The following is a 26939-nucleotide window of genomic DNA, read 5'->3' as shown; positions in this document are numbered from 1 at the left end:
CGCTGGTTTCCCGTGTACAAGCGTGCGGGGAGACGGAAATGCCGCTGCTATCGCAGGCTAACATCGACGCAGTTCGGGTCTCGGGCCCTGGGGATATCCGCCGCGCCGCCGAGGCCCTGCACGAGATCGCAATGTCCTGTGGCATGCGCGCTGCGCCAGCTCACGACATCGCCGACAAGCGGACGCCGGTGGACTCCGACGGCAATCTCCTAGCCAAGGACGTTTTCGGCTGGAACGATGACGACCGCGTCTGGTGGCGCAATTCGCGCATCGCGCTCGATTCACCGCTGACCACCGCCTGCCGCTTTGAAAGCCAGCCGTTCTGGGTCAACGCCGACGGCTTCCGTACGCATCAGCCCAATGCCTATCTCGACGCGATCGACCTGACCAATTTCGAACAGCGCGCACTGACCTGGGCCGCGATCGCGGTGCCGGTGCACCTGCCATTCGGCCAGATCGGCGCCGTCAGCTTCAACCCGCTCGACCGCGACAAGGCCGACCTCGCGGAGGCCTTCGTCGAATTCGGCGACGCTTTCGGTCTCTATGCGCGGACCTTCATCTCCACCTACGTCCAGGTCATGGGATCGGCCCAGGCGCTGCCCGCGCAATCGCGCCTGTCGAAGCGCGAAGTCGAATGCCTGCGCTGGGCGGCGATCGGCAAGACGGACCTCGAGATCAGCATGATCATCTCGCGCAGCCGCGCCACGGTGCGCTTTCACATCCACAATGCCGCGACCAAGCTCAATGCGGTCAACCGCAGCCAGACGGTCTTCAAGGCGGCCCAGCTCGGCTATATCTCGCTGAACACGCGCTAGCGCCGATCGTCGATCATCATTGCCGCGCCGCGCAACCCCACCGCCATGGCCGGCGCGTTGGTGTTGCCCGTCACGTGCCCTGGGATCACCGAGCAATCCGCGACCCGCAGTCCTTCGACGCCGTTCACGCGCAGGCGGGGATCGACCACGGCATCGGCATCGCTGCCCATGCGACAGCTGCGGATCGCGTGGAGTCCGCAGCTCGACAGGCGCCGGAAGGCGGCTAGCAGTTCCTCGTCCGATTGCACGGCCGGCCCCGGAACCATCTCGGCACCGACCATCTGCCCGAGCGGCGGTGCCGCCATATAGGCGCGCATCAGCCGCATCAGGTTGATCGCCGAAGTGCGGTCGTGCTCGGTGCTGAGCCAGTTGGGCAGGATCTGCGGAGCGTCGCTGCTGGCCGGCCCGCTCACCCGCAGGGAGCCTTCGCTGGTGAGCCGCAAGAGCTGGCCATAGATCGTCACGCCGGGGCGCGGGTCGATCTTGTCGAGCGGGACCGGATCGTTGTCGTCGCCGACCTTGAACGTATAGCCGCCCAGATAGAGCTGCGTGTCGGTGCGCCCGTCTGGGTGGGCGACATTGCAGAAGGCGCCGACTTCGAACGGCCCGGTCGCCATGATCCCGTCGTGGCGCAGCAGGTAACGCGCCATCGCGAGCGCCGCGCCCACGCCGAAGAAGCTGCGGTTGGTGCCTTTCCCCTTCTCGAGCCGGTAGGGCATCGAGAACGAGAGATGCTCGATCATCCGCTCGCCGACATCGGGAGAATGCGCCGCGACTTCGATGCCTGCCGCCCGCAGCCGGTCGCCGTCACCGATGCCCGAGCGCTGCAGCAGCAACGGGCTTTCCATCGCGCCGCCCGAGACGACGATTTCGCCTGAGCAGTCGAAGCGGCGGGGCATCCCGTTGACCGCGGCCTCGACCGCCACGGCGCGGCGGCCCTCGAACACGATGCGTTCGGCCAGCGCACCGGTCACCACTTCGACGTTCGGGCGTTTGCGTGCCGGCGCGAGGAAAGTGCGTGCGGCGCTTTCGCGGCGTCCGTTCCGGATGTTGTGGCTGAACAGACCCACTCGGGGGCCGGTCGTACCATTGAGGTCGTTTACGCGCTGCATGCCCAGCGCCTCGCCGGCTTCGATCATGCGATCGGCCAGCGGATAAGTGAAGGCGGCGGGATCGACGTGCACCCGCCCACCGCTGCCGCGCAGCGGACCCGGTCCAGCGGCATGATCCTCTAGTGCGAGAAACGCCTCGGTCATCGCTGCGCCGTTCCAGCCAGTCGCGCCCGCTGCTTCCCAGGCATCGTAGTCCGCCGGCTCGCCCCGGCTCCAGATCATGCCGTTGATCGAAGACGAGCCGCCCAGCCCCTTGCCGCGAATCCAGACTTCGCCGAGCGGGCCGCCCTGCTCGCGCGGCTGGCTGACCGGATAGGTCCACATGTGCTCGGGCTTCTGGACCAGTTTTGCGACGCCCTTGGGCAGCGTCACCCAGAAGCTGTCGTTCTCACCGCCGGCTTCGAGCACCAGCACGCGCGACCTTCCGTCGGCACTCAGCCGTTCGGCCATGACGCAGCCTGCAGAGCCAGCTCCGACGATGATGTAGTCCCAGCTTTCGGCCATATCCGCCTCCCAGTCCCACTGGTCGCACAGACTGGCACAATCGCTACCCTAGCGTTTTGATGAGTCGGAAAGCGGGCGGCGGCAGGCGTAAGGATCGACCATCAAGAGTCAGCTTCACGGGATGGGAGCAAGATGCGCGCGATTGCCGAAGGCCTGTTCACCGATGATGCGCCGCCGCGGCTGATCGGTGGCCGCCATCGCGAGACCGGGCGGATCGTCTTCCCCTGCCCCGAGAGCAACGATTACGAAGCCTGGCCGCTGCGGCGGGACGGGACACTGTGGTCCTACACCGTCCAGCGTTATCGCCCGAAGTCGCCGCCCTATGCCGGGCCCGAGGATTTCGCGCCCTGGGCGGTCGCCTATGTCGAACTGCCGGGCGAGACGATCGTCGAGGCGCGCCTGGCCAATGTCGGGCTCGATGAGGTGCGCATCGGCATGTCGCTCGAGCTCACCCAGATCCCGCTCGATCCCGATGCAACCGACGGCGTGTTGATCCACGCGTTTCAGCCGGCGGGGGGTGCAGCATGAGCGACGTCTGCATCGTCGGCATCGGCATCCACCCGTTTGGCCGCACCGATGGTGTGTCCGGGTTGGAACAGGGCGTTTTTGCAGTGCGCCAAGCGCTCGGCGACGCGGGCATCGAATGGCCGCAGATCCAGTTCGCTTACGGCGGCTCCGACGCGGCGGGCAATCCCGATACGATGGTCGAGCGGCTGGGGCTGACCGGCATCCAGTTCATCAACGTCAAGAACGGCTGCGCGGCGGGCGGTTCCTCGCTGGCATCGGCCTCGATGGCGATCCAGTCGGGCGCCTTCGACCTCGGCTTCGCGGTCGGCTTCGACAAGCACCCGCGTGGCGCTTTCAACGCGCTGCCGGCCGAATACAACCTGCCCGACTGGTACGGCGAGGCGGGCTACATGATCACCACGCAGTTCTTCGGCGCCAAGATCATGCGCTACATGCACGAGCACGGCATCTCGCAAACTTCGCTCGGCCGCGTCGCCGAGAAGGCCTTCCGCAACGCCGTCCACGCCCCGCACGCCTGGCGGCGTGAGCCGGTAGCGCTGGAGACGATTCTCGAAGCGCCGCTGGTCAGCGATCCTTATACCAAGTTCATGTTCTGCTCGCCCGCCGAGGGCGGTGTCGCGCTGATCCTCGCCAGCGAGAAGAAGGCGCGCGAACTGGGCAAGCCGCTGATCCGGCTGAAGGCCGCGGCGATGCGCACCCGCCCGCCGGGTTCGTTCGAGGTCTTTGCCCCGTCGATCGACGTGGTGCGTGGCGGTTCGGCGACGAACATCGCCTCGGCAGACGCCTTCCGCATCGCCGGCATCGGCCCTGAGGACGTCCAGGTCGCGCAGCTCCAGGATACCGAGGCCGGCGCCGAGATCATGCACCTGGCCGAGAACGGTTTCTGCCGCGATGGCGAGCAGGAAGCCTGGCTGGCCGAGGGCCGGACCGAGATCGGCGGCGCGCTGCCGGTCAACACGGACGGCGGCTGCCTCGCCTGCGGCGAGCCGATCGGCGCCTCGGGCCTGCGCCAGGTCTACGAGAACGTCGTGCAGCTGCGCGGCGATGGCGGCGGTCGGCAAGTGCCGGGCGCGCCCAAGACCGCCTACAGCCACGTCTATGGCGCCCCCGGCGTTTCCGCCGTGACCATTCTGGAGCGCTGATGGACATCGACCTCTCCCCGGACGATGCCGCCTTCCGCGACGAAGTCCGCGCCTTCCTCAAGCAACACCTGCCCGAAAGCATCCGCGCGGGCGCCGCTGCCTCGCCGACGGTCTTCGTCGAGCCCGAGATCGGCCAGGCCTGGAATGCCGTGCTCAACGCAAAGGGCTGGCTTGGCTACCAATGGCCCGAGCAGCACGGCGGCACCGGCTGGAGCCCGCTGCGGCGCTACATCTTCGAGAAGGAATGTGCGCTTGCCGGCGCGCCGAACCTGACGGTACTGGGGCTGAAGCTCGTCGCCCCGGTGATCTGGACCTTCGGGACCGAAGAGCAGAAGGCTTTCTACCTGCCGCGCATCCTCAGCGGCGAGGACTACTGGTGCCAGGGCTTCTCCGAGCCCGGCAGCGGCTCCGACCTCGCCTCGCTGCAATGCCGCGCGGTGCGGGACGGCGACCGTTACGTGCTCAACGGCTCGAAAATCTGGACCACCCACGCGCACCACGCCAATCGCATGTTCTGCCTGGTTCGCACCGATCCCGACGTGAAGAAGCAGGCTGGGATCAGCTTCCTGCTGGTCGACATGAACCAGCCCGGTATCTCGGTCCGCCCGATCCTCACCGTGGCGGGCGATCACGAGGTCAACCAAGTGTTCTTAGAAGACGTCGTCGTGCCCGCGCAGGATCTCGTCGGCGACGAAGGCCAGGGCTGGACCATCGCCAAATTCCTGCTCGAGAACGAACGCGGCGGCTCGTGCCACGCGCCCAAGCTGATCTACGACCTGGACCAGCTCGCTTCCGCGGCGCGCAAGGAGAGCGACGGCCGCGGCGGCACGATGGAGCGTGACGCGGCATGGCAGCGCCGGCTCGCCCGCGCCCGGCTCGGCGTGCAGGCGCTCGAGATGATCGAGCTCAAGATCATCTCGGAGCTCGCCCGCGGCCGCAAGCCGGGGCCTCAGACCTCGCTGACCAAGCTGCTCGCTTCGAACCTGCGGCAGGAGATCGATCTTCTGGCGGTGGATCTCTACGGCCCCGCTGGGCTTCAGCTCGAAATGGCGCGCCCGCTCTATGGCGACAACGCGCCCGAGCCCATCCATTCGCGTGATGCGCAGCTTGCAGCGCCACGCTATCTCAACAGCCGTGCCTGGACGATCTTCGGGGGAACCAACGAGGTCCAGGCCAACATCATCGCGCGATCGGTACTCGGGCTGGGCGGGTGATGCAGAACAGAATGAGCGGGAGCAAAGGATGCAATTGAGCCGCGAGGCGCTGCTGGGCGCCTACCGCCAGATGAAGGTGATCCGCGAATTCGAGGAGCGCCTCCATACCGAGATCCAGACCGGCGAGATCGCCGGCTTCACCCATCTCTACTGCGGCCAGGAAGCCGTGGCGGTGGGCGTCTGCGAGCATCTCGATACCTCGGACAAAATCGTCTCGACCCACCGCGGCCACGGCCATTGCCTGGCCAAGGGCTGTGATCTGGACGGCATGATGAAAGAGATTTGGGGCAGCCGCGAAGGGCTCTGCAAGGGCAAGGGCGGCTCGATGCACATCGCCGACGTCGACCAGGGCATGCTCGGCGCCAACGGCATCGTCGGCGGCGGCGCGCCGATCGCGGTGGGTGCGGCGCTCGCGGCCAAGCTCGACGGTGCCGGCAAGGTCTCGATCGCCTTTTCGGGCGACGGCGCCTGCAACCAGGGCACGACTTTCGAAGCGATGAACATGGCAGTGGTCACCCAGGCGCCCTGCATCTTCGTCTTCGAGAACAACCACTATTCCGAGCACACCGGCGTCGACTATGCCGTCGGCACGCAGAAGGACATCGCCAGCCGCGCCGAGGCCTTCGGCATGAAGGTCTGGCGCGCCGACGGGACCGACTTCTTCGCGGTCCACGACACCATGCGCGAAGTGCTCGACTATGTTCGCGCCGGCAACGGCCCCGCCGCGGTAGAATTCGATACCGAGCGCTTCTTCGGCCACTTCGAAGGCGATCCGCAACGCTACCGCGGCCCCGGCGAGATCGACCGGCTACGCGCGACGCGCGATTGCCTGAGCAAGTTCCGCGACAGCGTCACCGCCGCCAAGCTGCTCGATGGCGCCGATCTCGATGCGGTCGATGCCGAGGTCATGAACGCGATCGAAGCCGCCGTAACCGCCGCCCGCGCCGCCGAGCGCCCCACCGCCGACGACGTCCTTGCCGACGTCTACATCGCGTACTGAGGACGCCCAGATGGCCAAGATGATGTACCGCGATGCCGTCGTTACGACGATCGCCGAGGAAATGGAGCGCGACGCCAATGTCGTCGTCCTCGGCGAGGATGTAGTCGGCGGCATGGGCACGGCCGGCGGCCCCGAAGCGATCGGCGGGATCTGGTCGACCTCGACCGGGCTGTTCGGCAAGTTCGGCAAGGACCGCGTGATCGATACGCCGATTTCGGAAAGCGCCATTGTCGGCGCGGCCAACGGGCTCGCGCTCGCCGGCAAGCGGCCGGTGGCGGAACTGATGTTCGCCGACTTCATCGGCGTCAGTCTGGACCAGCTGTGGAACCAGATGGGCAAGTTCCGCTACATGTTCGGCGGCAAGACGAAATGCCCTGCGGTGATCCGCATGGCCTATGGTGCGGGCTACAACGCTGCCGCGCAGCACAGCCAGGCGGTTCACCAGATCCTCACCGGAATGCCCGGACTCAAGGTCGTCATGCCCTCGACCCCCGCCGACGTGAAAGGCTTGCTGCGCCAGGCGATCCGCGACGACGACCCGGTGATCTTCCTCGAGCACAAGGCGCTCTACGGAATGACCGGCGAAGTACCCGACGATCCCGATTTCACCATTCCCTTCGGTCACGCCCGCCTCGCCCGTGCGGGAGAGGACGTGACGATCGTTTCCTCCGGCCTGCTGCTGGGCTTCTGCGAGCAGGCCGCCGACCGGCTCGCCGCCGACGGCATCGGCTGCGACGTCATCGACCTGCGCACGGCGAGCCCGCTCGACGAGGAAGCGATACTCGACTCGGTCGAAGTCACCGGGCGGCTGGTCGTGGTCGACGAGGCGCCACCGCGCTGCGGGCTGGCGGCCGACATCTGCTCGCTGGTCGCCAACAAGGCCTTCGCCAGCCTCAAGGCGCCGCCCCAGGCGGTGACGCCGCCGCACACGCCCGTGCCTTTCGCCCGCGAGCTCGAAAGCGCCTACCTGCCCTCGGTCGACAAGATCGAGGCGGCGGTGCGCAAGCTCATGGCCTGGCGCTGAGGAGCCGGTCATGGCCGACATCCGCCCCTTCTGCATGCCCAAGTGGGGCATCGAGATGACCGAAGGCGTCCTCGCCGAATGGCAGGTGCGCGAAGGTGAAACCTTCAAGCGCGGCCAGACGCTCTGCCTGATCGAGACCGCCAAGATCACCAACGAAGTCGAGGCCGAATACGACGCGGTCGTGCGCCGCGTGCTCGTCGAGGCCGGCGGCGAGGCGCAGCCGGTCGGCGCGCTGCTCGCGGTCTTCGCCGACGCCGCGGCGAGCGAGGACGAGATCGAGGCTTTCGTCGCGGGCTTTCGTCCGGCGGACACGGCGGTTGCGGCGAAGGCCGGCGCCAAGACCGAACCGGCCCCGGCCCCCGCACCGGCGCGGGCCGAACCCGCCCGGATCGTCACCAATCGCCCGATCAGCCCTCAGGCGCTCGAACTCGCGGAGCGCGAGGGTGCAGACATCTCGGCGATCGAGGGTTCGGGCCGCGGCGGCCGGATCACCTATCAGGACGTGCAGCAGGCGCTGCGCCCCATTGCACGGCCCGTGCTGCGTGGGACCGCCACGCTGCATGACGAAACCAGGGCCTTCGCCTCGCCTCTCGCCCGCCGGATCGCCGCGCTCCACGGTATCGATCTCGCCGGCATCAAAGGCACCGGCGCGCGCGGCCGCATTTCGAAGGTCGACGTGCAGGCGCTCGTCCCAGCCCCTACTGCAGGCGGCGCGTCTGCGCCCTTTGTAGCGGTCGACAACCGCCCGCAGGTCGTCCCCTTCGATGGCGTGCGCAAAGTCGTCGCGCGGCGGCTGACCGAGGCCAAGCGCGACATCCCGCACTTCTACCTGCGCGTCTCGGCCGCGGCCGATGCGCTGATGGCGCTGCGCAAGACCGCCAATCTCGTGCTGGGGTGCAAGGCTTCGATCAACGATTACCTGGTCAAGGCCTCGGCCCTGGCGCTCGTCCGCCATCCCGGGGTCAACGTCCAGGTCCATGGCGAGGCGATCCACCGCTTCCCCCATGCCGACATCGCCATCGCCGTCGCCAGTCCCAAGGGCCTCGTCACGCCGATCATTCGCCAGGCCGACCGCCTGCGGATCGACCAGCTCGCGGGCGAGACCCGGCGGTTGATAGACAAGGCCATGGCCGGCCGGCTTTCCATGGAAGACATGGACGGCGGTACCTTCTCGATCTCCAACCTCGGCATGATGGGCGTCGAGCAGTTCGATGCGATCATCAATCCGCCGCAGGCCGCGATCCTTGCCGTCGGCGCGGTGACGCGCCAGCCGGTCGAGACGCCCGGCCGCGGCGTGGCTTTCGAGAGCCGCATCGCGCTGACCCTGTCGGTCGACCACCGCGCGATCGACGGCGCCGCCGGCGCTCAGTTCCTGGCGACGCTCAAGGGCCTGATCGAGGATCCCGAACTGCTCTTCGCCTGACAGGAGTACCGCAATGCAAGCACCTGGCCCGATCAAGGCACTCGGCGACATCATCCAGATCGCCTATCTGCCGTCGGATTTCGACGCGACGCTCAAGTACTGGACCGAGACCGTCGGCGTCGGCCCGTTCTTCCTGCTGGAGAATGTCCAGCTCGGCGAGATGAAGTACCGCGGACAGCCGTCGGACGCGGTATTTTCGATCGCCATCGGCTATTGGGGCGACATCCAGATCGAGCTGATCCGCGCCGAGAACGACGCGCCGTCGATCTACAGCGGCGAATATGCGGTGAAGGACCAGATGCACCACATCTGCATCTTCGTGAAATCGATCGCCGAGGCGCGCGCCGCCTGCGCTGCGGTGGGCGCCGAGATCCTGGTCGAGGGCAAGGTCGGCGACACTGGCGAAGTGATCTACGTCGATGCCGGCGGCGGCCCCGGCCATGTCATCGAGCTGCTGCAGCCGATGGAAGGCTCCGAGGGGCTGTTCCAGATGATGAAGGACGCAGCGAAGGATTGGGACGGCAGCGATCCCCTGCGCGTGGTCGGTTGATGACCACGCCCCGCGCCCTTGCCATTGCCGCCCGTGTCGAAGCTTTCGTCCGCGAGGTGGTATTTCCCTACGAGGCGGACCCGCGGCGCGATCATCACGGCGCACCGACCGACGAGCTGGTCTTCGAGCTGAAGGAGAAGGCGCGCGCGGCCGGCGTGCTGTCTCCGCACATCCTCGAAGGCGGCGGGCATCTGACGCAGCGCGAGACCGCGACCGTGCTGATCCGCTCGGGGCTCTCGCCCTTGGGCCCGCTCGCCTGCAACACCAATGCTCCCGACGAGGGCAACATGTACCTGCTCGGCAAGGTCGGCTCGCCGGCGCTGCAGGAGCGCTTCCTCGCGCCGCTGGTCGAGGGCCGCGCGCGGTCGGCCTTCTTCATGACCGAGCCCTACGACTGGGGCGGCGCGGGCTCGGACCCCTCGATGATGAAGACCACCTGCCGGCGAGACGGCAACCACTGGGTGATCGACGGGCGCAAGACCTTCATCACCGGCTGCCTTGGCGCCAGGGTCGGCATCGTCATGGCCAAGGCTGAGGAAGGCGCCTGCATGTTCCTCGTCGACCTGCCCGACCCCGCCATCCGCATCGAGTCCATCCCCAACACGATCGACAATTCGATGCCCGGTGGCCACGCCACCCTGACGATCGAGGCCTTGCGCGTCCCCGCCGACCAGATGCTGGGCGAGGCCGGCGAAGGCTTCCAATACGCGCAGGTGCGGCTCTCGCCCGCCCGCCTGTCGCACTGCATGCGCTGGCTCGGCGCCTGCATCCGCGCGCAGGAGATCGCCACCGACTATGCCTGTCGCCGCGAGGCTTTCGGCAAGGCGCTGATCGACCACGAGGGCGTCGGCTTCATGCTCGCCGAGAACCTGATCGAGCTCAAGCAATGCGAGCTGATGATCGACTGGTGCGCCTCGGTGCTCGATACGGGCTCCTTGGGCACGGCCGAAAGCTCGATGGCCAAGGTCGCGGTGTCGGAGGCGCTGCAGCGCATCGCCGACCGCTGCGTCCAGGTCATGGGCGGGCTCGGCGTCACCGACAAGACGATCGTCGAGCAGGTCTACCGCGAGATCCGCGCCTTCCGCATCTACGACGGCCCGACCGAAGTCCACAAATGGTCCCTCGCCAAGAAGATCAAGCGCGACTGGAAACAGGCCCAAGTGGACAGTGCGGCCCAATGAGCGAGGACTTCGCAGCGGCTAACAGCGGCACCGATCCGGTCCGCGAGGGCTACGGCTTCGACGAGGCGGCGCTGGCGGCGTGGATGGCGGCGCATGTCGAAGGCTTCGCCGGCCCGCTCGAAGTGCGCCAGTTCAAGGGCGGCCAATCGAACCCGACCTACCAGCTGATCACGCCCGCGCGCAAATATGTCCTGCGCCGCAAGCCGCCCGGCGAGCTCTTGCCCGGCGCGCACGCGGTCGACCGCGAGGCGACGGTGCTCTCCAAGCTCGGCGCGGCGGGTTTTCCGGTCGCGCATGTCTACGGCCTGTGCACCGACGACAGCGTCATCGGCACCTGGTTCTACGTCATGGAAATGGTCGAGGGCCGGATCTTCTGGGATGCGACCTTTCCCGATGTCGCCCGCAAGGAGCGCCCGCGCTACCTCGATGCGATGAACGCGACGCTGGCCCAGCTCCATAGCTACGACCCGCAAGCGATCGGCCTCGGCGACTACGGCAAGCCGGGCAACTACTTCGCCCGCCAGATCTCGCGCTGGAGCCGCCAGTACCTCGCCGACGAGCTCGCGGGGCGCAACGACGACATGGACGCGCTCGTCGAGTGGCTGCCGACGGTCACCCCGCCCGCCGAGGAAAGCACCGTCGTCCACGGCGACTTCCGCTGCGACAACATGATCTTCCATCCGAGCGAGCCGCGCGTGCTCGCCGTGCTCGACTGGGAGCTCTCGACGCTCGGCCACCCGATCGCCGACTTCGCCAACCACGCGATGATGTACCGCATGCCGCCCGATATCGTCGCGGGCCTGAAAGGCGCCGACCTCGCCGCCCTGGGCATCCCCAGCGAAGCCGATTACGTCGCCGCCTACTGCGCGCGCACCGGCCGCGCCGGCATTCCCGAGTACGAATTCGCCATCGCCTTCAACCTGTTCCGCTTCGCCGCCATCTTCCACGGCATCAAGGGCCGCGTCCTGCGCGGCACCGCCGCCAGCGCTAACGCCGCAAACAGAGCCGAAGCCTTCCCCAGAATCGCCCGAATGGCGCGTGAATCCATGGAAAATTGCCGCTGACGGGGGCTCTGGGCACGGTAATCTTGACAATAGGCCCAGGAAACCTGGGCGATTCGGGGGCCAGGTGCCTGCCGGAGCCGGCGCATTTCAGCTCCGCGCTCCTCAAATACCAATTAAACCACTGGAATATTGTAGCGCCCACTTAAGTCGGAACCAAGCGCATAGGAGCCCTCGCCAAGGGCCGCGCGGCTTTTCGGATTTTACCACATATGGGCCAAACCGCGACAACCACTAATCTCAGGGCCGGAAAAGGCAGTTCCCCAGTTAACTCCGGGCCATATTCGATTCCGAGGACCGCACCTGGCTTCTGTCGGCATGTTTGCTGTGGTTCTTCTAAAGCAAAATCTCCACACAGCCCTGATAGAGTTTGACCGGATCTCGCCGACAATTTTGTTACCAGCCTGATGAGCGATATCGTCGAACCGCGGCGAGAATTCATCCAGGAGAACGCATTCAACGCGGCCAACCTCGACAGAGCTGCCGCTTTGTTGAGGGAGGACCCAATTGGGCTGCCTTTGCACCCAATTGCGCAGCCGTTGGCCGTAATTGGGCGCATCCTCGACGGCATATACGCTGACATGCGCGGCTACCACGGCCATCCCGGATGGAGAAGTTTTTACGCGGTCATTTACGTTCAAGGCAGATATGAATTGGAAGCCGATCGTAGTTCACGCTTCGTAAGACAAGTCCGGCCCCAGCCGCCGCGCTGGCCCGCTGGCGCGCTTTAGTTCAAGCTGAACTGAAGGCTGCTATTAGGGTGCGTGCAGGGGCAGGCGAATGGCAGGAATGTCGGCGAAAGCTGATTGACATACGTCCTATAAGATCAGATATTTCTGTCATGACAGAAATATCAAACGAGTCGGACAAGCTTCCCGCCGCCGTCGAGCAGTTCATCCTGCGTTGGGGCGATCTTGGCGGACAGTGGGGAGTCAATCGCTCGGTGGCGCAGATCCAAGCGCTACTTATCCTGTCCGAACGCCCGCTAACCGCAGAGGACATCGCCGACAAGCTGGCCATCGCCCGGTCGAACGTGTCGAACAGCCTGCGCGAACTGCAGACCTGGAAACTGATCCGGCGCGTACCTGTCCTAGGGGATCGGCGCGATCATTATGAGGCGGAAACCGACCTCTGGCAGATGGCGACCAAGGTCGCCCAGGGACGCAAGGAGCGCGAGATCGATCCGATGGTCGCCGCGATCCGCGAAGCGATGAAACAGGCCGACGATCCCCGGATCAGCCCGGCCGTGCGCCAGCGCCTCCATTCGATGCACGACTTCGTCAACACGGTCGAAGGCTGGTATCAGCAGATGCTCAACGTCCCACCGGCCCAGATCATGACGCTGATCCGCATGGGCGCGAAAGTGGTCGGCCTGCTCAAATTCGTGAACCGGAAGGGCGCTAAGGCGGAGGCAAACTGAGCTTTCATTTGCTCACCGATTTCTCTCCATACAGAAATATCGGAATATATTGGAGATTGGTAATGGCACAGGCAGCGATGCGGTACGAGGCGGCGGCAAGCACCGCACCCGTCGACGAGACGCTTCCCGACATGCGTTTCCGTGCACTGCTCGGCGCAGAAGCATGGGCGGGATTGCCTGCGGCGGTGCGGGCGCGTTTCGCCAAACGGCTGTTACCGGGCCGTTCGGTCACCTACGCCGGACAGGTGGAGACCTGCCGGATGCACGTCGCGGGCTGGGCGCTCGCACAGGCCTGCCGGCTGATCGGCGCGCCGTTGCCGCTCGGCCGCGATGCAGGCGTCGCCGCGGTCGTCACCGTCACCGAAGACGGTGCTGCAGGTGGCCAGGTCTGGACACGAATGTACGCCCGCCCCAGCGGCTTCCCGCAAGTGATCCACAGCGCCAAGCGCTTCGCAGGCCCCACCGGGCTGGAGGAGTATCTCGGCATGGGTTTCGGCATCGCGCTGCGGGTCGAGGCAAGCGCGTACGGCATCCGCTTCGTCAGCGATCACTATTTTCTCCGGCTGGGCATCTGGCGCCTGCGCCTGCCGCCCTGGCTCGCCCCCGGCGCGCTGACGATCGATCACGAGGACCTGGGCGGAGGCAGCTTTGCCTTCACGCTTGCGCTGCGCCACCGGCTGCTCGGCGAACTCGTCCGCCAGGTCGGCCATTTCCGCGACCAGCCCGAGGTGCCGGCCAGGCTCGGCCCCGAGGCCATAAGGGAGCTTCTGCCATGACTGCGACACTATGGGCTTTCGTCTTCGCGCAGATGATGATGGGCGCCTTCGACACGATCTATCACCACGAAGGTACCCAGCGCCTGGCCTGGCGGCCAGAGCAAGCCACGGAACTGCGACTGCACGGCCTTCGCAACCTTGTCTATGCGGCGATGTTCCTGGCGCTGGGCTGGGCCGAGCCGCACGGCGCCTGGGCCGCGGCGCTGATGGTGCTGATGGCGGGGGAGATGCTGATCACGCTGTGGGACTTCGTCGAAGAGGACCGGTCGCGCCACCTGCCCGCCACCGAGCGCGTCACTCATACGCTGCTGACGCTGAATTATGGCGTCATCCTAACCCTGCTGATCCCCGTCTTGTGGAACTGGGCCAGACTGCCAACAGCCCTGCCCGGCGCCTGGCACGGCCTGATGAGCTGGTTTTGCCTGATTGCCTCCGTGGGTGTGGTGATCTCGGGCCTACGCGATCTTGCCGCGGCACGGCGCTGCCCGCGATTGGTCCCGGCGCCCGCGGCGGCGCTGGCCGAGGCCCTGATGGGACGCTGGCGGATACTGGTCACCGGCGGCACGGGCTTCATCGGCAGCCGGCTGGTCGAAGCGCTGGCCGCCGCGGGGCACGAGGTGACAGTGCTCACGCGCGATCCCGCAAAGGCCGCGCCATTGGCGATCACCGGACGCGTGCGGGTGATCGCAACGCTCGACGCCATCGCCGCCGATGAACCGTTCGACGCGGTGGTCAACCTGGCCGGCGAACCGATCTCGGACACACCCTGGACCCGTGCCAAGCGCATCCGCATCGTCCGTTCGCGCCTCGCCGCGACCTATGCCCTGTTGCGCCTGATGCACAGGCTCGAGCGCAAACCCGGCGTATTCGTCAGCGGCTCCGCGATCGGCGCTTATGGCCTGCGCGACGACGAGGAATTGCGGGAGGGCGATGCAGGCACGCCTTGCTTCTCGCGCCGGGTCTGCCTGACCTGGGAGCGCGCCGCCCGGCGCGCCGAAGCAGAGGGCGTCCGCACGGTACTGCTGCGCACGGGCCTCGTTCTCGACGGCAGTGGCGGCATGCTCGCGCGAATGCTGGCACCGTTCGAATTCGGCCTGGGCGGCCGCTTCGGCGACGGCCGGCATTGGATGAGTTGGATCCACCGCGACGACCTTGTCCGCATGATCGTCCATGCCCTGGCGACGCCGGCTCTATGCGGCCCGATGAATGGCACCGCACCACAGCCCGTGACCAACCGCCAATTCACTGCAGCGCTGGGCCGCGCTCTGCGGCGGCCGGCGCTGATCCCGATCCCGGGCCTGCCGCTGCGGCTGGCACTTGGCGCCTTTGCCGAGGAACTCCTGCTCGCCGGCCAGCGCGTGCTGCCCGGCGCGGCCTTGGCCAGCGGCTTCCGCTTCCTCTATCCCGACATCGACACCGCGCTGGCGGCGATCACCGGCCGCCTTCCCGCGAGAGCACCCCGGGCCATCCGCCGGCCAACCTTGCAGACGAGAACCCATGCCTGAAACCGCCGCCCACCCTTCCGGCAATCCCCTGCAGCGGCTGCTGGTCCGACGGGTCCAGGCCGTGTTCAACGACCGTGCGCGTGGCGAACGCCCCGTGGTCCGCTCCGCCCAGGCGCTCTATCCGCCAGACTCGGTGATCTGGCGTGTCCACGGCGATGTCACCACCATGATGATCGGCGGCGTCACCGCGCTGCTCCTGCAGATGCTCCATCCGGCAGCACTGGCTGGGGTGTGGGATCACAGCGCCTTCCGTAACGACATGCTCGGCCGCCTGCGCCGCACCGCGCGTTTTATCGCGGTCACCACTTTCGGCGAACGGAACGAAGCCGAGGCTGCGATCGAACGCGTGCGCCAGGTCCACGAGCATGTACGCGGCGTGCTTGACGACGGCACGCCCTATGCCGCGAGCGATCCGCACCTGCTCGCCTGGGTCCATACCTGCGAGGCGATCGGCTTCCTCGACGCCTGGATCGCCTTCGGCGAGCCGGGCATGTCGCTCGCCGACCAGGACACCTATTTCGCCCAGGCCGGCGAGGTCGCGCGCGTGCTTGGTGCCGATCCCGTGCCTGACACCCGCGCCGAGGCGACAGCGCTGATCGCGGCGTTCCGTCCGGAACTCATTGCGACTGCCCGGACCCGCGAGGTGGCGCGGATGGTGTTGGGCCAGCCGGCGCCGTCACGCGCCATGGCCCCCGTGCAAGCAATGCTCATGCAGGCATCGGTCGACGTCCTGCCGCGCTGGGCCAAGGACATGCACCGTCTATTCCTTCCGCCGCTCTCCGGACCGATTGTACGAACCGCGGCGTACGGCCTCGCCGGCACACTGCGATGGGCCTTTCGCCAGACGCGACCTCTGTTCACAAAGTAGTCTGAACGAACGGCGGGTTTCGGGGATCTCGCCAAGCTATCGGAATGTCGTCTTTGTCGGCGCAAGAAGGCGAATTTTGACCACTCTGCTTTCGATGGCCAAATCGAAGCCGAACGCCCGTAATACCCGGCCACCTCAGATCTCGCTGGCCGGATCGTAATAGACCGGTATCAGTTTGCAGGACTTCTCTGGTGTTTTTGCCATGTCGTCGAGCGCCGCCTCGACCTGCAGCAACGCATTGGCGGCTTCTCGAAGCGCCGCCACGTTCAGCACACCCTCGGCAAGAACGGTGCGAGTACCGTCGGGTAGCTCCTTTGGGTCCATCAAAGTCCAATGCAGCGTCTCGTCGTTGCCGGCGTATGCCAGCAAGACGCGCAGGGGAAGTCCTGCCGAGCCCGATTTGCGGTCGTGACTGGTTCCGATCGGGATCGGGAATTCATCGGGCCCGGCAATTTGCGCGTGGCGAAAAATCAGCCTGCCCAAGCGTGGTTGGTTCTTCTTGGTCTGGATGAAAATCTTGACTGCGCCCGGTATTCCTGAAAGGCGCGCGTCGGTGACTCTTGGCCAGGTATTCCAATCGATGCTGATGCCATCGTATGGGGTTCCCAACCAGTTAGCTTCGTCGCTGGAGTAGAGCTTCTGCCCCAGGGAGTTTAGCGCGCGCCGGGCGGTGATCTTGCCTGCGGCAAGATCCCGCGACGTCTCGCAGCTATAGTATTGATCGACGATCGGTTGTTCCAGGGGAGTTGTCCGCGAAGCCGCGGACAGAGCTACGAGAAGTGCCAGAGAGAGCGCCATGGCCCAGCCTAACGCTGAGGCGGAGCATTCTACAAGCTCAGGCTGAGCGGGATTGGATGTACCGGATAGTGTTCCAGATCTTCCTGGTTCCAGCCGAAATCTGTTGCCCGCGTCCTCCTGTCGATTGACGGCAATCCGGCAAGTGAATGAAAGGCGGCATTCGGAAAAATTGCTGAGGTTGGCGAACGGCGGCAGCAAGAAACTTCGTGTATTGGGATGCACTTTCCGATGCCGAGAATTCGGCCGCCGCCATCGTTGTCCTTAAGGTTTCAAACTGATTTCCGGCAGAGGCGGCTTGTCAGAAGACGATTATGAATGCCTCTCGGCGGGGAGCCCGCCCGCCCACCAATTCTACAAAACCTTGAACGGCAGGTTCCTGTAGCAAGCGCCAATTGGCCCCGGCTATAAAGCGCTAAATCGGCCACCTCGGGGAGAGCACAACGATGTTCACTATCTTGCTGTGGCTGGCGGCGCAGGCACCGGAACAAGACGACCTGCGTGCAGCATATGGCCTCTGCTTCCAAAAGGTGGCGCGGACCGACCCAGTTGAGCCGGATGTGCCGGCGATACTGGCCGTCGCGCGCTCCGTACAGAAATGCGCTGCCGAGCGCAGAGCCTGGCGTGAGTGGCTAATTGCCAATCACGTTCCCACCTATCTGAGCGATGGCGAAGCCGAGGCAGATCTGCAGCTGGCGGAGTTCGAAGCCCGGTTTGTCACGCTTTATGCGGATCCTGCCCGCCAGGCACGTCCAATCGCGGACGACCGGGGAATCCTCGGAGGGTACTTCGAGAACCTCGACGCAAGCCGCGAGAAGAAGGAGCGCCCTAAGAATTAGCCGCCAGGTATTAACTGGATGCCGATCAAGCGCTTTAGACGCCGCCTCCGAGGGTGATCCTGGTCTGATCGGAACTTCGAACCCATCGATCGCTAAACCTGAACGGACGACAGCTTCCGGGAGATCAATCGAGAACCGCGAATGGCAGGAATGTCGGCGAAAGCGGATTTACCAGTCGATCCTTGGCCCACCCTTGGCCTCCCATGCATGGAAATCGCCGCTGAAGCCGCGTTGTAGCCGCCCTCACCGTAGAGCATGATCCTGATCGACATGCCGGTTTCGAGTTCCCACCGGGTCCTTGAGAGCCGAATGTTGAAGGGAATGTAGCCGCTGGCCGAAGAGACCTCCGTTCGCGACTCACCGAGGAATTCATGCCGGATATTGTCGCGCGCCAGCTTGGAACTCGCCGGTGTTGGCGAAGCGCAGGCCGATGCGGCCCACCAGCGGGTCCAAGTTGTTCAAGCGGATTTCGGCCGCCGGATCATCCAGTTCGGCAAATGCCAGATCCAATCGAGAATCGTTTGCCGGGCAACGATTCTGCGCATCAATTTAAATCAACTATTGAACTATATTCCCGATCACGGCATGGTCTGAACGAAGACGGCGAGGGAGGGAAGAGATGATTGGAAGAGCAGCGTTCATCGCGCTTTGGATGGCCGGCACGAGCCTGCCCATGGGGTCTGCGGCCGAGGCACAGGATGCGTCGCCGGCCACCAAGGCGGTCACCGCACCCCAGCCCTATTCGACCGCGCAAACACCGATCGGGACCTTGCTCGATGACCCCGCCGCGAAAGCGATACTGCTGAAGTACGTACCGGCGATAGCGAACAACCCGCAGATCGCGATGGCACGCAGCATCACGCTCAAGCAGGTGCAGAGCTATGCCGGCGACCAGCTGACCGACGAAACGCTCGGCAAGATCGACTGGGACCTGTCGAAGCTTCCGCCAAAGCCGTGATCGATCAGCCGGCAAGTGAAGCTGGCGACGCTGAGAGGAGAGGTAGAGATGACCACGCGCAGGGATGCGCTCGCCGGCTTGGTCGGCGGCGCGGCAGCACTGCCGTTCGGTAGCCTGATGGCGGCGGAAGTCACCGCCGGGGTCGAGGCGGCCAGGACACGACGAACGGTCGAGGCCGCACGCTGGAATCGGGCAGCATCGCCCAAGGTGCCCGCACCCTATGTCCCGAATTCGATCTATCGCAGCCATGCCGCGCAGGCCGGCTACGTCGAGGAGGAATGGTTCGTCAGCGGTACGGACGACATCGGCCAGGCCTACAATACGCAGGTCTACATCTGGCGGCCACGCAACCCGGCGCGGTTCAGCGGGGTCATCCTGGCAGAACCGCTGCATGCCTTGGGCGTGCCGCCGATGATGATGTACACCTCGCCCTACGTCGTCCGCTCCGGCCACGGCTGGGCGATGATCGGTTCGCAGAAGCTGCCGATCGAGACCTATGTCGTCCCCAAGGATCCGGCCTACTATTCCTCGCTGCGGATCGCGGCCGCGCCGGGTACGCCCGCGCAGCGGCCGGCGCCCACCGATGCCGCGGCCATGGCCGCCTACCAGGCCGGCATGAATCAGGCCTCCAACGCCATCCTGGCCCAGGCAGGCGCCGCGCTGCGTGCCGCGGATGGACCCTTCCGCGGCTATGGGGTCCGACACGTGCTCCTGATGGGCCATTCGCAGACGGGGTCTGTCGTCACCAACTATGTCCTCGGCGTCCATGACCGCCAGCGCCTGCCCGGCGGCAAGCCCATCTACGACGGCTATTTTCCTTCGGGATTCCCGCGCGCGCCGTTCGGGCCGCGTGACGTACCGCTGATCCAGATGGTCAGCGACGGAGACGTTTCGGACGCCAACTCGCGCGGCCCCGACCTGGTTGGCCGTCGCTATCGGCGACCGGACAGCGACGCGCCCGGCGACCGTTACCGCCTCTATGAGCTGGCAGGAACCGGCCATATGGGCACGCGTTACGCGCCGCACAACGATCCGGCGACCTGGGCGGCCGTACTCGGCGAAACCCAGGGCGTGATCATGAACAGCATGCCGCACGACGAGCAGTTCAGCATGGGTGTCCATCACCTCGTGCAATGGGTGGACAAGGGGGTCGCACCGCCACGCGCGCCGCGGCTGGAGCTGGCGCCAGACGGGCGCTACCTCGCCAAGGACGAGAACGGTAACACCCGCGGCGGTATCCGCTCGCCGCAGATCGACGTGCCGCATTCAACCTACTACGCGAATCCGATCAATCCCGACGGCACGCCAAAGCGCGGCGTCGTGGGTGTCGAGAAGCCCTTCCCGCCGGAGCGAATGCGGACCTTGTACGGCACCCCGGCCAACTATGTCCGCCGGTTCGATGCCAGGCTCGAAGAACTGATCGCGCAAGGCTGGATCCTGCGCGAAGATAGCGCCGACAGCCGCAAAGAAGCCGAGGCGCAGCGCTTCTAGCTGCCTGGAAACACAAAATGCGCAGGCCGCACCAACACACGATCTCGAGAAGAAGGCGCCGCGCGCGTCCGCAGCCAATACACTGGGAGGAGACGATATGCCCCGTTCGAGAAAAGGCGGCCTTGCCGCAGCGATGCACGCCGCACTCGGCGGCCTGCTGCTGATGACCGCAACCGTCCCCGCCGCGGCCGGCCCGGCCAAGGCCGAGGTTACCGCGGTCCCCGGCAAGCCGACCTTGCTGTTCGGCTCCTACGATCTCGCTACGCTCGGCTATCAGATGGACGAATACTTCGTGTCCGGCACGGCGACCTCCTATCGCCTTCCCGGCCCGCCGACGTCAGACGGCATGTGGCGCGCGCAGGCTGCGGCGACCGCGCCCTACACCACGCGCGTCGTCGTGCTGCGGCCCAGCGATCCGGCCAAGTTCAACGGCACGGTGCTGGTCGAATGGTTCAACGTCACCGCCGGTCAGGATACCCCTGCCGACTATATGGTTGCCCACCGCGAGATGCTTCGCCGCGGCTATGCCTATGTCGGCGTCTCGGCCCAACAGGTCGGTGTCGAAGGCGGCAATTCGATCATGGGCCAGGGCACCCCGCTCAAGAAGGTCGATCCCGCACGCTACGGCAAGCTGTCGCACCCGGGCGACGCCTATTCGTATGATCTCTTCTCGCAGGTAGGAGCGCTGCTCAAGGCGCCCAAAGCCAGCGGCCTGCTCGGACCGCTCGCGCCCCGCCATGTCATCGGCATCGGCGAATCGCAGTCGGCAGCCTTCCTCGTCACCTACGTCAACGCCATCGATCCGCTGGCGCGCGCCTACGACGGCTTCTTCATCCATTCGCGCTTCGGCAGCGGCGCGGCGATCGACGGTACGCGCGTGGCCGGCGCGCCGACCTCGGTGCCCAACGATCTCCGCTTCCGCACCGACCTGCGCGTGCCGCTGCTGACGCTCATCACCGAGACCGACCTGCTCGGCGCGCGGCTGCCCGGCTATCACGCCGCGCGCCAGCCGGACAATGCGAAGCTGCGCGTATGGGAAGTCGCCGGAACGTCACACGCCGACAACTACCTGTTCGGGGGTGCTTTCATCGATTCGGGACATGCGCCAATCGCGGCGCTTGCCAAGGCCTTCGTGCCGACGACCGATTCCATGATGGGCAAGCTCTCCGTGCCGCTCAACCCGGGGATGCCGCATCACTACGTGGTGGAGGCGGCGATCGCCGCGCTCGGCGGCTGGGTGAGCAGCGGCCGGGCTCCGGCGAGCACGCCCCGGCTCGAGCTGGAGAGCGGCGGCAAAGCCGGCGAAACCGCGACGCTGTCACTCGACGCGAACGGTCTGGCACGCGGCGGCGTGCGGACCCCGTGGGTCGACGTGCCCACGATCCGACTCTCGGGCAAGGGTGATCCCAACTCGTTCATCGGCATGCTCGGCGGCAGCGGTGCGCCGATGACCAAAGCCGAACTCGCCAAACTCTATCCGGGCGGCAAGGACGACTATCTCAAGCGCTTCACCGCCGCGCTCGATGCCGCGATCGGCGCCGGCCACATCGTGCGCGAAGATCGGCAGGAGATTCTCGACATCGCCGCAATCAACTACGACACCGCCCCCTAGGCGCCGGCTATGGAACGGGCGCGGCGCAGGCCAGCGGCGGCGCCGTCATGGCGCCGAGGCTACGGTTGATGAGCGCGTTGCCGTAATACTGGTGCAGCCGGATCGTGCGATCGAAATCCGGCTGGGCGAGGTCGTAACGGCCGAGCTTCAGATAGGCGAGCGCGCGGTTGTTGAAGGCTTCGGCAAGGCCTGGCTGCAGCGCGATCGCCGCTGAATAGTCCACAATCGCCCCCGCAAAATCGCGCCGTTCGTACCGCACGATCCCCTGTTCAAGGAGTGCGGCGACGAAACCGGGCCTGAGTTCGAGCGCGCGCCGGAAGTCGGCGAGTGCGCGATCGTGTTCGCCGGCGTGACGCCAGGCGAGCCCGCGGTCATACAGCCACTCGGGCCAGTCGGGCGTCAGCCGCAGCGCGTGGTCATAGTCCTCCAGGGCCCGCTTTGGCTGGCCGTCGGCGTCATGGGCCGCCCCACGGTTCTGATAGGCCTCGGCGAAGTCGGGGCGCAACCGAAGCGCAGTATCATACGCGAGGATCGCGAGCGCAAACTGCCCGTTGCGGTAGAGGTCGAGACCGCGATCGTAGTGCGCGGCGGCCCGCGGGTCGGCACATTCCACCCGCCCCGGGGCAGGAACGATCGGTGCGCTTGCCGCCGCCGAAAAGGACAAGACGATCGCGACTGGCACCAGCCCTATCATGCTCGCGCGTCTCCGCCGGATCGGGCCCTGCATTCTGCCACGGTTCGACGCGGTTTGCGAAGCGAGCGATGTCGGCAAAGGGCGTACGACGCGCAAAGCATGCCGCACGCTAGCCATAGTAATTAAAATTTTGAACCCATATGTTTAAAATCTTGAACCTTTTTGCTTGACGCACCGCAAGGGTTTCATTCAGTCTGAACACGCACTTTCCACGGCAGGGCACGCGAGGAGGCGGGCAATAAACAATCGATAGTCGGGAGAAGGTCGACGGCGAACCGCCGCGGCACGCCGACCTGAGGAGGGGGAAAACATGAAAACATTCCGCATGTTCGCGCTGGTCGGCGCGAGCTCACTCGCTTTCGCGCAATCCGCCTTCGGGCAAAGCGCGGCGACCGACGATCCAGCCCAGACCACCGCCGACGATCCGGCGATCATCGTGTCGGCCCGTCGCCGCGACGAAGTGCTGCAGGACGTCCCGATCGTGGTGAACGCGGTGACTGCGGACTCGATCGCCAAGCTCAACCTGCGCAAGTTCGAGGATATCCAACAGGTCGTCCCGGGCCTGCAGATGCGGAACAACACCAATGGCATAGGCACCGTATCCTCGGTCCGCGGCGTCAATTTCGACGTCAACGTGAGCGGCAACAGCGGCACGATCGAATACTATTTCAACGACGCTCCGATATCCTCGGGCACAATCTTCAACTCGATGTACGACATCGGCCAGATCGAGGTTCTGCGGGGGCCCCAGGGAACTCTGCGCGGCCGGGCATCTCCCTCGGGGTCGATCACGATCACGACGCATCGGCCCGACCTAGACGAGGCGGGCGGATATTCGAATGCGACCGTCAACGACATTCACGGCTGGAACTATAACGGCGCGCTCAACGTCCCGATCATCGCCGACAAGCTCGCGATCCGCCTGGCCGGCGTGATAGAGGAGAACCAGGGCAACCGCGTGCGCAGCCTGCTCAGCTCGCTCAACCCTTATGACCATACCCTGTCGGGTCGCGCGGCCGTCCGTTTCGAACCATTCGACTTTCTGTCGATGTCGGGCAGCTATCAGTCCACCGACCGCCGGACGCAGCAGTTCGGCCAGGTTGAATCGTTCGCCAACGTGGTTCCGGGCTCCGCCGATGGCGCAGTGCATATCGATCCGAGCGACAGGCTGGCCTACGCGAAATCCCCCACGCAAAACCACCAGCAGTTCAAGATCTGGAACTGGCAGGCGCAGCTGCGCTATGCCGGACAACGGTTGATCTATGTCGGCTCCAAGACCGACTCGTCCACCCTGTCGAAGGGAGCCGATTCCGATGCGGCGAACATCTTCCCGACACAGGTGATCCGTGGCGACACCCTGTCGCTGTCGACCAGCCGCAGCCACGAAATCCGCCTGCAGAACGAGGATCGCATCGCCGACATGTTCGACTACGTGGCCGGCTATTTCTACAACAAGCTCGATTCAATGCCGGCCAACGGCAGCGGGACCACGTTGACCAACAACACGATCGTCACCGCGCCGTCTTTCCGCCTGATCCAGACCCAGATCCGCCAAGGGTCGGCCACCCTGGAGAAAAGCTACTTCGCCAACCTGACCGCGCATCTGGGCGAGAACACCGAAATCTCGGGGGGCGCGCGGCATATCAGCTACGACATGGTTCAGGTGCTGACGATCAACGGAGTGGCCAGTCCCGCCGCGAACCCGCCGCCGGACTCGTTCGAACACTGGATCTACAGCGTCTCGCTCAAGCACAGGTTCAACCAGAACCTCATGGCCTATGCCAGCTTCGGCACATCGTGGCGGCCGGGCTCGGTCGCGGTCGGCGATTTCAGCGTAAACCAGTCGCAGCGTGAGACCGATTTCACGCATCAGTCTCCGGAGACCTCGAAATCCTTCGAAATCGGCTTCAAGGCGGATTTCCTCGATCACCGGGCGCGTCTCAACGTCTCTGCTTACCAGCAGGACTTCAACAACTATCCGTTCCATCCCAACTCGACGATCTACTATCTCTCCTTCGCGCAGAACCCCGCGAATCCGGCCGCGCCGATCGCGAGCGTGGCCTCGGGCGGGACCGCGTTCAACTTCGTCGCTGAAACCAAGGTGCGCGCCCGGGGTGTCGAGGCGGAGGCATCTTTCCAGGCGACACCGCACTTCAACATCGGCGGCACGCTCAACTATGCGCTGGGCAAGATCCGCAATGGCGTGCTGCCGTGCAATGATCTCAACGGCGACGGCGTGCCCGATCAGCTTGCAGCACCGCCGACGGTGGCTCAGCTCCAGGCGATCCCCAATTATGCCATCAACCATCTGGCGATCTGCACGGGAAGCCCGCGTTCTTCGTTCTCGCCGGTATGGAGCGGCGTCGCCCATTTCGATTACACGCTGTCGCTCGACTTCGCTGGCGGCTCCGAGGCTTTCGCCCGCGGGCTGTTCTCCTGGAACGGCAAGACCGCCAACGATCCTAACAACCCGTTCGACGACATCGGTTCCTATGGCTTGCTGAACGGCTACCTCGGGCTGCGGTCGCGCAGCGGTGACTGGGAACTTACGCTCTACGGCAAGAACCTTTTCAACAAGCTGGTCGTGCTCACGCGCAACAGCGCGCCCCAGTCGACGAGTTTCTCGGGACTGCCCGTAGGCGGGCGAGCCTCGCCGGTCCTCAGCCCCTATATCGGCATTTCCGTGAACGAGCCGCGCGAGTTCGGCATCAATCTCAGGGTCGCCTTTGGCTCACGTTGATATGCAAGCGCTGCAAGCGGGCCGGGCGCAGGAGCCAGCGGTTCGGCTCTTGCGGCCCGACCCTCGCGGCGCGTAGTTTTGTTACCCTAGCCATCGCCGCTCCGCGCCGGCAGCGGAAGGCACGTGAAGGAGTTGACCATGCCGTCTTCGCGACGTTCCCGAATCCTCGCATCGCTCGTGCTGGCGGGAATTGCCGCGCCATTGCTCGCCGCGCCGGCCGACCAGGTTCGCACGCGCGTCGATGGCTTGCGCGAGCTGGGCGCGGCATTCAAGGCGGTGAACGACGGCCTGCGCTCATCGACGCCGCAAACCATGCTGATCCAGATATCCGCCCGCCAGATCCGGGGTGCTGCCCAGGCCATGTACGGCTGGTTCCCCGCCGGCACCGGGCCGCAGCCGGGCATAAAGACTGCCGCAAAGCCTGAGATATGGACGAACGCGGCCGGGTTCCGCCGAGCCCAGGACGACTTCTCGGCGCAGGCCGCCGCATTCCAGAACGCGGCCAATGGCGGCGATGTCGCCGCGATCCGTGCCGCCGCACGCAATCTCGGCGGCGCCTGCAAGGGCTGCCATGACCAGTTCCGTCAACCCAAGCCCTAGCAACGCTGCCGGCGCACCCCACCCGGCGTCGCGCGATTGCCAAGTTGTCGATGCGGCCTAGCGCCGTTATGGAAGGCCGGCAGGCCGGCGAAGGAGCATCATGAAGGTTGATCGTCGCCGCATACTGACGTCGGCCGCAGTGGGCGTATTGTCCGCCGTGATTGGTATCGGCGGCGCGCGGGCACAAAATGCCGCCTGCTACGATCCGGCGACCTTGCCTCTCAGCCAGAAGAGCCGGCGGCGTTCGCTGGGATATGCCGAGGCATCGAGCGATCAGGCCAAGCATTGCTCGGTCTGCACATTCTTCACAGCAGGGCAGCCGGGATGCGGCGCCTGCCAACTACTCAATGGGCCGGTCAACGCAGGAGCTGTCTGCTCTTCGTTCGCGCCGCACCGTAAATAGCGAAAGACCTGTGGGAACAACAGAATCCAAGGATGCCCGCGACCGCCTGATGGCGCGGATCGAGAATTTACGCACCGGCAAGCTCGACAACTCACCTCTGACCTGGGGCGACATCGCGTTCCTGGCTCACAACATGGCGTTTGCTTCCGGCCCCCTCAGCCTGGCTACCGGTGCGGTTACCGATCGCTACGACCTGGGCCCGCGCGGCACCTGGGTGATCAACCTGATCGCAATCGGGCTCAATCATCCGCACGAGCTTGCGGAGACCCTGAACATCGGCCGCAGCCTCGTGTCGTTCGAGCTGGGCAAGCTCAGTGCCGCAGGACTTATCGTGAGCGAGCAGGGCGAGCGCGACCGTCGCCGCAGCAAGCTCGCGCTGACGCCTCTCGGCGAAGAGACGCTGCAGGAAGTCCGCAATGGGCTTGTCGGATTGGTGACGGAAGCACTGGGCCACTACAAGCCCAAGGAACTGCGAATTTGCGCGCGAATCCTCTCCGATATGCAGACCGCCCTTCGCTCGACCTGACGCGCCCTCGACCTGCGTCGTCAAGCTATCGTCAATATGATTCAAAAGTTGACTGATTAAAATTTTGAATTATAAATGCCCTCATGAGGCGGTCGCATGCGCTGCAGGCAACCGCTTTCGGGAGAGACGCAAGGCTTTCGAGACCTTGCGCCAGGAGG

General features: G+C 65.5%; 26 protein-coding genes. 22 read left to right on the top strand and 4 right to left on the bottom strand.

Annotated elements, in window-relative coordinates; translation table 11 throughout:
* Positions 1 to 38 precede the first annotated feature (38 nt).
* Positions 39 to 815, top strand: coding sequence for a LuxR C-terminal-related transcriptional regulator (locus KRR38_RS26080; RefSeq protein WP_217406334.1), 777 nt, complete (start codon positions 39 to 41; stop codon positions 813 to 815).
* Here KRR38_RS26080 and KRR38_RS26075 read toward each other — a convergent pair.
* Positions 812 to 2431 carry a GMC family oxidoreductase gene (locus tag KRR38_RS26075; protein ID WP_217406333.1) on the bottom strand — a complete coding sequence of 540 codons (1620 nt, stop codon included), beginning with the start codon at positions 2429 to 2431 and terminating at the stop codon, positions 812 to 814. The two genes, KRR38_RS26080 and KRR38_RS26075, sit on opposite strands and share 4 nt — an antisense overlap.
* Before the next feature lie 132 nt (positions 2432 to 2563).
* Here KRR38_RS26075 and KRR38_RS26070 point away from each other — a divergent pair, with 132 nt between their 5' ends.
* From KRR38_RS26070 to KRR38_RS26010, 13 genes are all read left to right on the top strand, one after another.
* Positions 2564 to 2959, top strand: a complete 396-nt coding sequence (locus tag KRR38_RS26070; RefSeq protein WP_217406332.1) for a Zn-ribbon domain-containing OB-fold protein — start codon at positions 2564 to 2566, stop codon at positions 2957 to 2959.
* Positions 2956 to 4101 (top strand): thiolase family protein, encoded by a 1146-nt coding sequence (locus tag KRR38_RS26065; protein WP_217406331.1) that lies wholly within the window; start codon positions 2956 to 2958, stop codon positions 4099 to 4101. Before KRR38_RS26070 ends, KRR38_RS26065 begins: the two co-directional genes overlap by 4 nt.
* Entirely contained in the window at positions 4101 to 5315 is a 1215-nt protein-coding gene (locus KRR38_RS26060) for an acyl-CoA dehydrogenase family protein (protein WP_217406330.1), read from the top strand. Before KRR38_RS26065 ends, KRR38_RS26060 begins: the two co-directional genes overlap by 1 nt.
* Before the next feature lie 28 nt (positions 5316 to 5343).
* Entirely contained in the window at positions 5344 to 6315 is a 972-nt protein-coding gene (locus tag KRR38_RS26055) for a thiamine pyrophosphate-dependent dehydrogenase E1 component subunit alpha (protein WP_217406329.1), read from the top strand.
* 10 nt (positions 6316 to 6325) lie between these two features.
* Positions 6326 to 7339, top strand: coding sequence for an alpha-ketoacid dehydrogenase subunit beta (locus tag KRR38_RS26050; RefSeq protein WP_217406328.1), 1014 nt, complete (start codon positions 6326 to 6328; stop codon positions 7337 to 7339).
* 10 nt (positions 7340 to 7349) lie between these two features.
* The gene (locus KRR38_RS26045) at positions 7350 to 8762 is read left to right on the top strand and encodes a 2-oxo acid dehydrogenase subunit E2 (RefSeq protein WP_217406327.1); all 1413 of its coding nucleotides are present in this window, start codon (positions 7350 to 7352) and stop codon (positions 8760 to 8762) included.
* A gap of 13 nt (positions 8763 to 8775) precedes the next feature.
* Positions 8776 to 9312, top strand: a complete 537-nt coding sequence (locus KRR38_RS26040) for a VOC family protein (RefSeq protein ID WP_217406326.1) — start codon at positions 8776 to 8778, stop codon at positions 9310 to 9312.
* Positions 9312 to 10493: an acyl-CoA dehydrogenase family protein gene (locus KRR38_RS26035; protein WP_217406325.1), complete on the top strand. Its 1182-nt coding sequence runs from the start codon at positions 9312 to 9314 to the stop codon at positions 10491 to 10493. Before KRR38_RS26040 ends, KRR38_RS26035 begins: the two co-directional genes overlap by 1 nt.
* Complete coding sequence (locus KRR38_RS26030; RefSeq protein WP_217399676.1) at positions 10490 to 11557, top strand: phosphotransferase; 1068 nt, start codon at positions 10490 to 10492, stop codon at positions 11555 to 11557. Before KRR38_RS26035 ends, KRR38_RS26030 begins: the two co-directional genes overlap by 4 nt.
* Before the next feature lie 838 nt (positions 11558 to 12395).
* Positions 12396 to 12974, top strand: coding sequence for a GbsR/MarR family transcriptional regulator (locus KRR38_RS26025; RefSeq protein ID WP_217406324.1), 579 nt, complete (start codon positions 12396 to 12398; stop codon positions 12972 to 12974).
* A 62-nt stretch (positions 12975 to 13036) separates the two neighbouring features.
* A complete protein-coding gene (locus tag KRR38_RS26020; protein WP_254514979.1) occupies positions 13037 to 13750 on the top strand; it encodes a DUF4166 domain-containing protein in 714 nt (237 codons plus the stop codon).
* Positions 13747 to 15255 (top strand): TIGR01777 family oxidoreductase, encoded by a 1509-nt coding sequence (locus tag KRR38_RS26015; RefSeq protein WP_217406323.1) that lies wholly within the window; start codon positions 13747 to 13749, stop codon positions 15253 to 15255. Before KRR38_RS26020 ends, KRR38_RS26015 begins: the two co-directional genes overlap by 4 nt.
* A complete protein-coding gene (locus KRR38_RS26010) occupies positions 15248 to 16123 on the top strand; it encodes an oxygenase MpaB family protein (protein WP_217406322.1) in 876 nt (291 codons plus the stop codon). The genes KRR38_RS26015 and KRR38_RS26010 overlap by 8 nt, the downstream gene beginning before the upstream one ends.
* 135 nt (positions 16124 to 16258) lie before the next feature.
* Here KRR38_RS26010 and KRR38_RS26005 read toward each other — a convergent pair whose 3' ends face one another.
* On the bottom strand, positions 16259 to 16921 hold the full coding sequence (locus tag KRR38_RS26005) for a hypothetical protein (RefSeq protein ID WP_217406321.1): 663 nt from the start codon (positions 16919 to 16921) through the stop codon (positions 16259 to 16261).
* Between the two features lie 443 nt (positions 16922 to 17364).
* Here KRR38_RS26005 and KRR38_RS26000 point away from each other — a divergent pair, with 443 nt between their 5' ends.
* The gene (locus tag KRR38_RS26000) at positions 17365 to 17757 is read left to right on the top strand and encodes a hypothetical protein (protein ID WP_217406320.1); all 393 of its coding nucleotides are present in this window, start codon (positions 17365 to 17367) and stop codon (positions 17755 to 17757) included.
* A 369-nt stretch (positions 17758 to 18126) separates the two neighbouring features.
* Here the strand turns inward: KRR38_RS26000 and KRR38_RS25995 are convergent, their stop codons facing one another.
* Entirely contained in the window at positions 18127 to 18267 is a 141-nt protein-coding gene (locus KRR38_RS25995; RefSeq protein ID WP_217406319.1) for a hypothetical protein, read from the bottom strand.
* Positions 18268 to 18376: 109 nt separating this feature from the next.
* Here KRR38_RS25995 and KRR38_RS25990 point away from each other — a divergent pair, with 109 nt between their 5' ends.
* The 3 genes from KRR38_RS25990 (at position 18377) to KRR38_RS25980 (ending at position 21818) form a co-directional block, all read left to right on the top strand.
* Positions 18377 to 18715, top strand: coding sequence for a hypothetical protein (locus tag KRR38_RS25990; RefSeq protein ID WP_217406318.1), 339 nt, complete (start codon positions 18377 to 18379; stop codon positions 18713 to 18715).
* Positions 18716 to 18763: 48 nt separating this feature from the next.
* Entirely contained in the window at positions 18764 to 20206 is a 1443-nt protein-coding gene (locus KRR38_RS25985) for an alpha/beta hydrolase domain-containing protein (protein ID WP_217406317.1), read from the top strand.
* A gap of 97 nt (positions 20207 to 20303) precedes the next feature.
* Complete coding sequence (locus tag KRR38_RS25980; RefSeq protein WP_217406316.1) at positions 20304 to 21818, top strand: alpha/beta hydrolase domain-containing protein; 1515 nt, start codon at positions 20304 to 20306, stop codon at positions 21816 to 21818.
* A gap of 7 nt (positions 21819 to 21825) precedes the next feature.
* Here KRR38_RS25980 and KRR38_RS25975 read toward each other — a convergent pair whose 3' ends face one another.
* Positions 21826 to 22512 carry a tetratricopeptide repeat protein gene (locus KRR38_RS25975; RefSeq protein ID WP_217406315.1) on the bottom strand — a complete coding sequence of 229 codons (687 nt, stop codon included), beginning with the start codon at positions 22510 to 22512 and terminating at the stop codon, positions 21826 to 21828.
* Between the two features lie 310 nt (positions 22513 to 22822).
* Here KRR38_RS25975 and KRR38_RS25970 point away from each other — a divergent pair, with 310 nt between their 5' ends.
* From KRR38_RS25970 to KRR38_RS25955, 4 genes are all read left to right on the top strand, one after another.
* Positions 22823 to 25252, top strand: coding sequence for a TonB-dependent receptor (locus KRR38_RS25970; protein ID WP_217406314.1), 2430 nt, complete (start codon positions 22823 to 22825; stop codon positions 25250 to 25252).
* A gap of 138 nt (positions 25253 to 25390) precedes the next feature.
* Positions 25391 to 25852 (top strand): cytochrome c, encoded by a 462-nt coding sequence (locus KRR38_RS25965; RefSeq protein WP_217406313.1) that lies wholly within the window; start codon positions 25391 to 25393, stop codon positions 25850 to 25852.
* A gap of 100 nt (positions 25853 to 25952) precedes the next feature.
* On the top strand, positions 25953 to 26255 hold the full coding sequence (locus KRR38_RS25960) for a hypothetical protein (RefSeq protein WP_217406312.1): 303 nt from the start codon (positions 25953 to 25955) through the stop codon (positions 26253 to 26255).
* Positions 26256 to 26304: 49 nt separating this feature from the next.
* Positions 26305 to 26781 carry a MarR family winged helix-turn-helix transcriptional regulator gene (locus KRR38_RS25955; RefSeq protein WP_217406311.1) on the top strand — a complete coding sequence of 159 codons (477 nt, stop codon included), beginning with the start codon at positions 26305 to 26307 and terminating at the stop codon, positions 26779 to 26781.
* Positions 26782 to 26939: the final 158 nt, after the last annotated feature.

The sequence above is a fragment of the Novosphingobium sp. G106 genome (genome assembly GCF_019075875.1).
Classification (GTDB): domain Bacteria; phylum Pseudomonadota; class Alphaproteobacteria; order Sphingomonadales; family Sphingomonadaceae; genus Novosphingobium.
Note: the sequence above shows the minus strand (reverse complement) of the source record. Positions and strands in the feature narration are given on the sequence as shown.